The sequence below is a fragment of the Rhodoferax sp. genome (genome assembly GCF_039922535.1).
GTDB lineage: Bacteria > Pseudomonadota > Gammaproteobacteria > Burkholderiales > Burkholderiaceae_C > Rhodoferax_B.
The window spans coordinates 1-7,607 of record NZ_JBDTEM010000004.1 but is presented as its reverse complement, the minus strand read 5'-3'; the positions used below and the strand labels follow the sequence as shown (position 1 = coordinate 7,607).

Genomic DNA, 7,607 nt, shown 5'->3' with positions numbered 1-7,607 from the left:
GCGCCTCGCAAGGGGCAGGCGACTTTGCCGTGCACGTGCCCGACGCAGGCCAGGCCACCCGCTGGCTGGCCCGCCTGCCGGGTGTGGCAGCCAGCCTGCCCGGCAACCTCCTGGGCCAGGCCGAGCTGACCGGGCGCTGGACCGGCGGCTGGGCCCAAGCCCTCTCCACCGCAGTGGCCAAGCCCTCCGGCACGCCCCCGTTCCAGCTCAACGCCCAACTGGCCGTGCCGACGCTAGAGCTGCGCCCCGCCGCTGGCAACGCGATCAGCGTACGCAAGCTGCAGTTGGATGCATCCGGCAGCCTGGGCGCACTGGACATCAACCTGCAAGGTGAACTGGCCACTGGCACCCAACGCGCCAGCCTGAACACCCACGCCACCGGAGGCCTCAGCGCGGCCAACCAATGGCAAGCCCGCATCGCCAACCTGGCCTTGGAGATGCAAGACAGCACCCACCCCGGCCCATGGACGCTGCAACTCGACCAGGCTTTGGCCCTCAAGGGCACCCGCACCTCGGTGGAGGCAGCCGCAGGCAGCGCCAGCGTCAAAGGCCCCGTGCCCGGCAGCGTCCGCATCGCCTGGCAGCCGGTGGCCTGGTCGCACGAGGGCTCCCGCACCCTGCTGCGCACCCAGGGCACGCTGCAAGGTCTGCCCATGGGCTGGCTGGAAACCCTGGCTAATTCGGTGGATGGCAACGGCCAACTGGCCCAGCTCGGCCTCAAAGGCGATCTGCTGCTAGACGGCGACTGGAACGTGCAGGCCGCACAAACCCTGCAGATCAGCGCCAACCTGTACCGAAAGAGTGGCGACCTGCAATTGCTCACCGGCAATGGTTCCGCCAACGGTACGCCCAGCACCATCAGCGCAGGCATCCGCACCGCCCGCCTCGGCCTGCGCACCGACGGCGACAAGCTCAGCACCAGCCTGCGCTGGGACAGTGAACGCGCGGGCCAGGCCGAGGCCGATCTCAGCACCCAGTTGCGCCCGTCGGCAGGCAACTGGCTGTGGCCTGCCGACGCACCGCTGAACGGCACAGTGCGCGCATCGCTACCCCAGGTCGGCATCTGGTCGGTACTGGCCCCACCCGGCTGGCGGCTGCGCGGCACGCTGGCAGCCAACGCCACGCTCAGCGGCACCCGCCTGGCACCGCTGTGGACCGGCACCCTGCAAGCCGACGATCTGGCACTGCGCTCGGTGGTCGAGGGCATAGAACTGCGCGATGGCCGCCTGCGTGCCAGCCTGGACGGCCAGCGCCTGAACATCACCGAATTCAGCCTGCACGGTGCCCCCACTGCCGCCAACACGACCACCGCCATCCCCAGCAACGACGGCGGCAGTCTCACCGCCACCGGCGACGTGCGTTGGAACAACACCGCCCCGGCAGGCATCCAGATGGACATCCAGGCGCAAGCCAAAGCGCTGCGTATTTCCGCCCGCGCCGACCGCCGTCTGACCGTATCGGGCAACCTGCAAGCCACCTTGGCGCAAGGCAAACTGGCGCTGCTGGGCACACTCAAGGCAGACCAAGCCCTGTTCATCCTGCCCGACGAATCTGCGCCGACCCTGGGCAAAGATGTCATCGTGCGCAAACGCACCAGTACCCCATCCCCAATCGCCACAGCCACACCCTCTGCCACCGCCCCCGCAGCTTCTAGCAACACGCCCGAGGTCAACGTCACGCTGGACCTGGGCGACGACTTCCACCTGGTCGGCAAGGGCCTGGACACCCGCCTTACCGGCAAGCTCGTTCTGCGTGCCGGTCCCACCCTGGCCGGGCCGCGCGTCACGGGCGAGCTGCGTACCGTGCGAGGCAGCTACAAAGCCTATGGCCAGGCACTGGACATCGAAGATGGCATCCTGCGCTTCAACGGCGCTTACGACAACCCGTCGCTCGACGTGCTGGCCATCCGCCCCAATCTCAGCGTACGCGTCGGCGTGCAGATCAACGGCACCGCGCTGTTGCCCAACATCCGCCTGTATTCCGATTCCGACCTGTCCGATGCCGAAAAACTGGCCTGGCTGGTGTTGGGCCGCAGCGCAGCCAACGGCGGGGCCGAAGGTGCCGTACTGCAGCAGGCCGCTTTGGCCTTGCTGGGCGGCAATGGCAAAGGCCTGTCGGGCGGGCTGGCCTCGGCCCTGGGCCTGGACGAACTGTCGTTTAGCGGCAGCGCCAACAATGCCGACGGCACTACCAGCGCGGCCGCAGTCACCTTCGGCAAGCGCCTGTCGCGTAATTTCTATGTCGCCTACGAGCACAGCCTGGCAGGCACGCTGGGCACGCTGTACATCTTTTACGACCTGAGCAAGCGCTTCACCCTGCGCGGCCAAACCGGCGAGCAAAGCGCCATCGACCTGATCTTCACCTTGCCATACGATTGAGCAACATGTCTTGCGCCTCCGCACTTCTTAACCAGAAAGAAGGCACAAAAATTGAAGCCACCCCCGGTTAGCAATGCACTCAAACAGCTCTATGCAGACCGCAATTTTCGTCTGTACACGGTGGCGTCGGTCACCTCGTGGCTGTGCTTTTTTGTGCAGAACTTGGCCACCAGCTGGTTGACCTGGCAGATATCGCACTCACCTGGCACCCTTGGCCTGGTGACTTTTCTGGACACCGTGCCGTACTTCCTGTTTGGCCCCTGGGCCAGTGTGCTGGCGGACCGGCACGACCGGTTCAAGATGCTTTTTACGGCATATTTCTTTGCACTGGTCCAAGCGTTGCTGCTGGTGCTCGCATCCTGCACCGGCTGGCTGAATGTACCGGTGCTGGCAACGCTGGCGTTTCTGCATGGCACCGTGCATGCCTTCAGCGTACCCGCGGCATATGGACTGCTGCCGCGCGCCGTAGAGCGAAAAAACCTGTCTGCCGCAATTGCCTTTAGTTCGTCTTACCGCACGTTGGCGCTGTTCCTGGGGCCTGCGCTGGCAGGGGTTCTGCTCGCCAATTTTCCGATCTACGTGTCGTTTATGGTGAACGCGTTGGCCTACGTCCTGTACCTGGTGGTTCTCAAGCACATGCGGCTGCCGCCGGCTGAGCCCGTCAAGCCGTCGGGCAATGGCGTCTACCGCGATTATCTGGAGGGCTTGCGATATGCCATGCGGCACCCCTTGATCGCGGTGCTGCTAGCCATGACCTTCTTCAACGACGGGCTGCGGGGTCTGACCGGGCGGCTGATGCCAATATTTGCCGACCGCCTATTCAACGTGGGCACGCAGGGTCTGGCGGTACTGGCGGGTGCTACCGGCATAGGGGCGGCGATTGCGTCCGTATCGGTGTCAAAAACCCGCGATCCGAAAAATACCTGGCGCATCACCCAGTTCGGATTTGCCATGGCGATTGTGGCCACGGTCCTGTTCGTGAGCACAACCACGCCCTGGCTAGCCGTTGCCAGCCGGGTGGTGTTTGGGCTTGCGGCAGAAGCGGCACTGACCTCCAACCTGATACTTCTGCAGAGCAATCTGGACGACCGCTTCCGCAGCCGTGTCATGGGCAACGTTTTTTTGATATCGCAAACCGCCTCCCTCTCCCTGGTAGCCATAGGCCCGATCTCTGCGCTGATCGGCCTGAACCAGATGATGTATGGCTTCGCGGGCCTAGCTTCTATTGCGCTCGCCATGTTCTGGATTTTCTTTAGGCGCAAAGACCGTGTATCCGCGGATTGGCATGCCTAGCGTGGGAAAAATGGCCCGGCGCAGGCCCTACAATCCGCCCTCCCCTTCGTAGTTCAATGGATAGAACGAGTGCCTCCTAAGTGCTAGATACAGGTTCGATTCCTGTCGAAGGGACCACATGTCTTTGTAGCCTGTTGGTAAAGCCCGCGTTGTGGCGCACAAGCACCCGCTAAACTGGTTTTCGCACCGATGGCCGTGCCCACTGCGCTGCCAGCCCCGTGCCCGAACCCGCGAAAGGCATACATGTCCGTCAGCTCCGTCTCCTCCAGCAGCCCGGCACAGGCAGCGCCTAAAGCGGCTGCAACTACCACCAAGGCATCGGCAAAAGTACCCAGCCCGGACAGTCCGGTTGCAACGCCGGTCGCGGCACCCGATACCCACTTCAATGTCACCATGCCACCGCAAGCCATCTCCAACGGACTCGGGCAAACCATTGGCCAGCACATCAACCTACGTGCCTGATCCAACAAGTTTTAAAATTTTGAAGAAAATAGCCTCTGGCGCATATTCCACTTGCGCAGGCAGCTATCTTTAATATAGTAAGCTTTGGCGACTTTACGCAGCTGCAGGTGAAGCTGCCTGGCGGTAGGCATGGCCCGATAAACTGCAGGGCAATCACCCCACCCTCTGGAGCCCCTCTGCATGGCCGAATTCACCGCCACCGTCGTCTGGCAGCGCGTCACCGATCCGCCCGAGCCCTTTACCGACCAGCGCTACAGCCGCCGCCACGCCTGGCAATTCGACGGCGGCTTTCAGATGCCGGCGTCGTCCTCACCGCACTCCGTGCCGCTGCCGTTCTCAGACCCGGCTGCAGTAGACCCGGAAGAGGCGTTTGTGGCGTCACTGTCGAGCTGCCACATGCTGTGGTTTCTGCACCTGGCGGCCAAGGCGGGATGGGTGGTAGACCACTACGCCGATGCGGCCGTGGGCCAGATGGCGCGCAATGCCGAGGGCCGCATGGCCATGACCCAGGTGGTGCTGCGGCCCCACGCACAGTTCGCCGGTGACCGCGCGCCCACCCGCGCGGCGCTAAAGCAACTGCACCACGCCGCGCACGAGGCCTGTTACATCGCCAACTCCGTCAAAACCGAAGTCTTGTGCGAGCCCGTTTGAAGGTTTGAAAAACACCATGACCTACCTGCCCAAACACTTCGAAGAAACCGATACCACCACCCTGCATGCGCTGGTGCGCGCCCATCCGCTGGCGACCTGGGTGGTGCCGCAAACCGATGGCGACTTGCTGGTCAACCACATCCCGTTCCTGCTGGATGCCGAGCGCGGCCCCCACGGCACCCTGGTCGGCCACGTAGCGCGGGCCAACCCGGTGTGGCGGGCCCTCTCCGAGGCAGCTGCGGCTACCACGGTGGCGGTGTTCCAAGGGCCCGAGGCCTACATATCGCCGTCCTGGTACCCCAGCAAGCCCGCCACCGGCAAGGTCGTGCCCACCTGGAATTACGCGGTGGTGCATGCCCACGGCACGGCCCGCATCTTCGACGACCGGGCGCAACTGCTGGCCCTGGTGACGCGCCTCACCGTGCTGCACGAAGCCCAACAGGTGCAACCCTGGCAGGTGGCCGATGCACCCGCCGACTACATAGAGACCATGCTGGGTGCCATCGTCGGCATTGAGATTCCGGTGCAGCGCTGGGTAGGTAAGTGGAAGGTCAGCCAAAACCGCACGCGGCAAGACCAGTTGGGTGCAGTGGCCGGATTGCAGGCCAAGGGCCGTGCAGAGATGGACGCGATGGCGGCACTGGTGCAGCGCGCAGCAGATGCCCAATAAACCCATGAAATAGCCCCCTAGCGCATATACCACCTGCAGTGGCAGCTATTTATTTCATAGTTCTTACAAGTAATGGGCCTGGACGGTATAGCTGTCAACCCCCAATTCAAGTGCCCGCCACCAGTGCGCGGTAAACGGCCTCGGTTTCCTGGCAGGTTCTGTGCCACGAAAACTGTTGTAGGCGCTGGTTTCCAAGCGCGACCAACTCAGCGCGGCGCCCAGCGTTGTACAGAACTTCAGACATGGCGGCATGCACGGACTGCGCATCCTTGGGTTCAAAGTACACCGCAGCATCGCCACCGATTTCTGGAAGCGAACCTGCATTCGCCAACACCGCAGGGCATGCATTGCTGAATGCCTCTAAAACCGGAATACCAAAGCCTTCGTACAAGGACGGAAACACAAAGGCCAAGGCCCGTTGGTACAAAACCTCCAGCTCTGCATCGCTTGCAGCCAGTTGATGCACCCGATTTGCAATGCCATGGGTTTCAAAAAATATTTTTTCATTTCTATTAAACGGCCCACCGGTACAAAAAATATGCAAAGTGGGATCAGCTTCCATTAACAATCGCATGCTGTTAATGAAGAAATAGAAGTTTTTATAAACCGTGCGGGCCCCTACAAACAAGATATACCGTTTTGGCAAAGCAGATGCCAAAGGCAATGGGGCGGTATGACTGGCGGCAGAATCCATCGATGTTGCCAGATGCGTTACCGTTATTTTGTCGGATGGAATTCCAAAAAACCGTATTAAATCTTTTTTTGTACATTCAGAAATAGCGACAATTTTATGGGCCACTTTTGCCAATTCACGCTTTTTTTCTGAAATCTTATCCGCCAAACTAAAGCATTCCGGATATATCTCATGGATCATGTCATACACCGTCAGTACAAATGGCTTATTTCCCATATAAGGCAAAAAATAATCATCATAATAAGTGGGATGGAAAACATCGAAATCTTGCTTTTTCAACGCCTCAATTGACAAAAATTTATTGACCTCATCTGTCTCAACAGGCTTAATTATTTTATTACGCAAGGCATACAAATTCCACTTTCCCTTGAACTCGCGTCCCGGTATAAAATTTTCATACGCGCTTGGATTATCGTTGATTTTTTGAGAAAAAATAGATTTCCCAATATATTCATTTTTTGAATATTTCAAAGAAATATCTACAATCGTGTTCTCAAACCGATTCAGACCTTCAATTACTTCACAGAAATACCGAGAAATACCACCAAATTTTTGCTGCTCAAAAATTTGGTGGTCATACAAAATTTTCATAAATATTCATCTCGTATACCAAAAATCTTCCTGGATCTACCCACCTAACACCATTGCAGCCACCACATCCGGCATCAGTTTATGGGCTTTCCAACCCAACACACGCTCTGCCTTTGAAGGGTCACCAGCAATCAGCAAAGGATCGGTAGGGCGTAATAAATGCGATGCTTGTTCAACATGTTCTCGCCAATCCAGACCAAAATACTTAAACGCTACTGAAACAAATTCTTCGAGTGAATGCGTTACACCGGTAGCAATCACATAATCTTGGGCTGTACCATGCTGCAAAATACGCCACATGGCGTCTACATATTCAGGTGCCCAACCCCAATCGCGTTGAATATCCAAACGCCCCAACTGGAGTTTTTCAGCAGAACCTTGCGCAATTCTTCGCGCAGTGCTGATAATTTTTTGGGTTACAAACCGCGCAGGACGCAAAGGCGATTCGTGGTTAAAAAGAATACCGGTACAGGCGTGTATTCCATAGGCATTGCGATAATTATCCAACAACCAATGGGCGGACGCTTTGGCAACCGCATAGGGACTGCTGGGTTTGAAAGGTGTTTCCTCGTTAGCCAACTGGCCATGCGTATCACCAAAACATTCACTGGAACCTGCATGGTAAAACCGTATTGGATAATCCATTAAACGGCATGCTTCCAGTACATTAAGAACCCCTACCACCGTACTTTGTATGGTTTCTGCGGGTTGCTCAAAGGAAAGGCCCACTGACGATTGCCCTGCCAGATAATAAATTTCGTCTGGCTGACTTTGCCGAATTGCCATAAAAACCGACCTAAAATCTCCAGGAACCAAAGATATAGTTTGAACAGATTCCATTATATTTAATGAAACCAGGTTGCGAAAA

7 protein-coding genes and 1 tRNA gene are annotated in these 7,607 nt (G+C 58.4%); 6 read left to right on the top strand and 2 right to left on the bottom strand.

Annotated elements, in window-relative coordinates; translation table 11 throughout:
* The 6 genes from ABI213_RS00155 to ABI213_RS00130 all read left to right on the top strand — a co-directional run.
* Window positions 1–2,378, top strand: a 2,378-nt coding sequence (locus ABI213_RS00155; RefSeq protein ID WP_348025599.1) for a translocation/assembly module TamB domain-containing protein, incomplete at its 5' end; no start/stop codon positions are given.
* A 51-nt stretch (window positions 2,379–2,429) separates the two neighbouring features.
* A complete protein-coding gene (locus ABI213_RS00150; protein ID WP_348025598.1) occupies window positions 2,430–3,671 on the top strand; it encodes an MFS transporter in 1,242 nt (413 codons plus the stop codon).
* A 42-nt stretch (window positions 3,672–3,713) separates the two neighbouring features.
* Window positions 3,714–3,788 (top strand) — tRNA-Arg (locus tag ABI213_RS00145).
* Window positions 3,789–3,914: 126 nt separating this feature from the next.
* The gene (locus ABI213_RS00140) at window positions 3,915–4,133 is read left to right on the top strand and encodes a hypothetical protein (protein ID WP_348025597.1); all 219 of its coding nucleotides are present in this window, start codon (window positions 3,915–3,917) and stop codon (window positions 4,131–4,133) included.
* Window positions 4,134–4,313: 180 nt separating this feature from the next.
* Window positions 4,314–4,784 (top strand): OsmC family protein, encoded by a 471-nt coding sequence (locus tag ABI213_RS00135; RefSeq protein ID WP_348005010.1) that lies wholly within the window; start codon window positions 4,314–4,316, stop codon window positions 4,782–4,784.
* A 16-nt stretch (window positions 4,785–4,800) separates the two neighbouring features.
* Entirely contained in the window at window positions 4,801–5,454 is a 654-nt protein-coding gene (locus ABI213_RS00130; RefSeq protein ID WP_348005009.1) for an FMN-binding negative transcriptional regulator, read from the top strand.
* A 106-nt stretch (window positions 5,455–5,560) separates the two neighbouring features.
* Here ABI213_RS00130 and ABI213_RS00125 read toward each other — a convergent pair whose 3' ends face one another.
* Window positions 5,561–6,739, bottom strand: coding sequence for a glycosyltransferase family 1 protein (locus ABI213_RS00125; RefSeq protein WP_348005008.1), 1,179 nt, complete (start codon window positions 6,737–6,739; stop codon window positions 5,561–5,563).
* Between the two features lie 36 nt (window positions 6,740–6,775).
* Window positions 6,776–7,607 (bottom strand): GDP-mannose 4,6-dehydratase (locus ABI213_RS00120; RefSeq protein WP_348025595.1); only part of this gene is annotated, 832 nt, incomplete at its 5' end.

Coding starts and splice junctions, on each gene's coding strand:
- ABI213_RS00140 (WP_348025597.1), top strand. CDS start 3,915: ATGTCCGTCAGCTCCGTCTCCTCCAGCAGCCCGGCACAGGCAGCGCCT.
- ABI213_RS00130 (WP_348005009.1), top strand. CDS start 4,801: ATGACCTACCTGCCCAAACACTTCGAAGAAACCGATACCACCACCCTG.
- ABI213_RS00125 (WP_348005008.1), bottom strand. CDS start 6,739: ATGAAAATTTTGTATGACCACCAAATTTTTGAGCAGCAAAAATTTGGT.
- ABI213_RS00135 (WP_348005010.1), top strand. CDS start 4,314: ATGGCCGAATTCACCGCCACCGTCGTCTGGCAGCGCGTCACCGATCCG.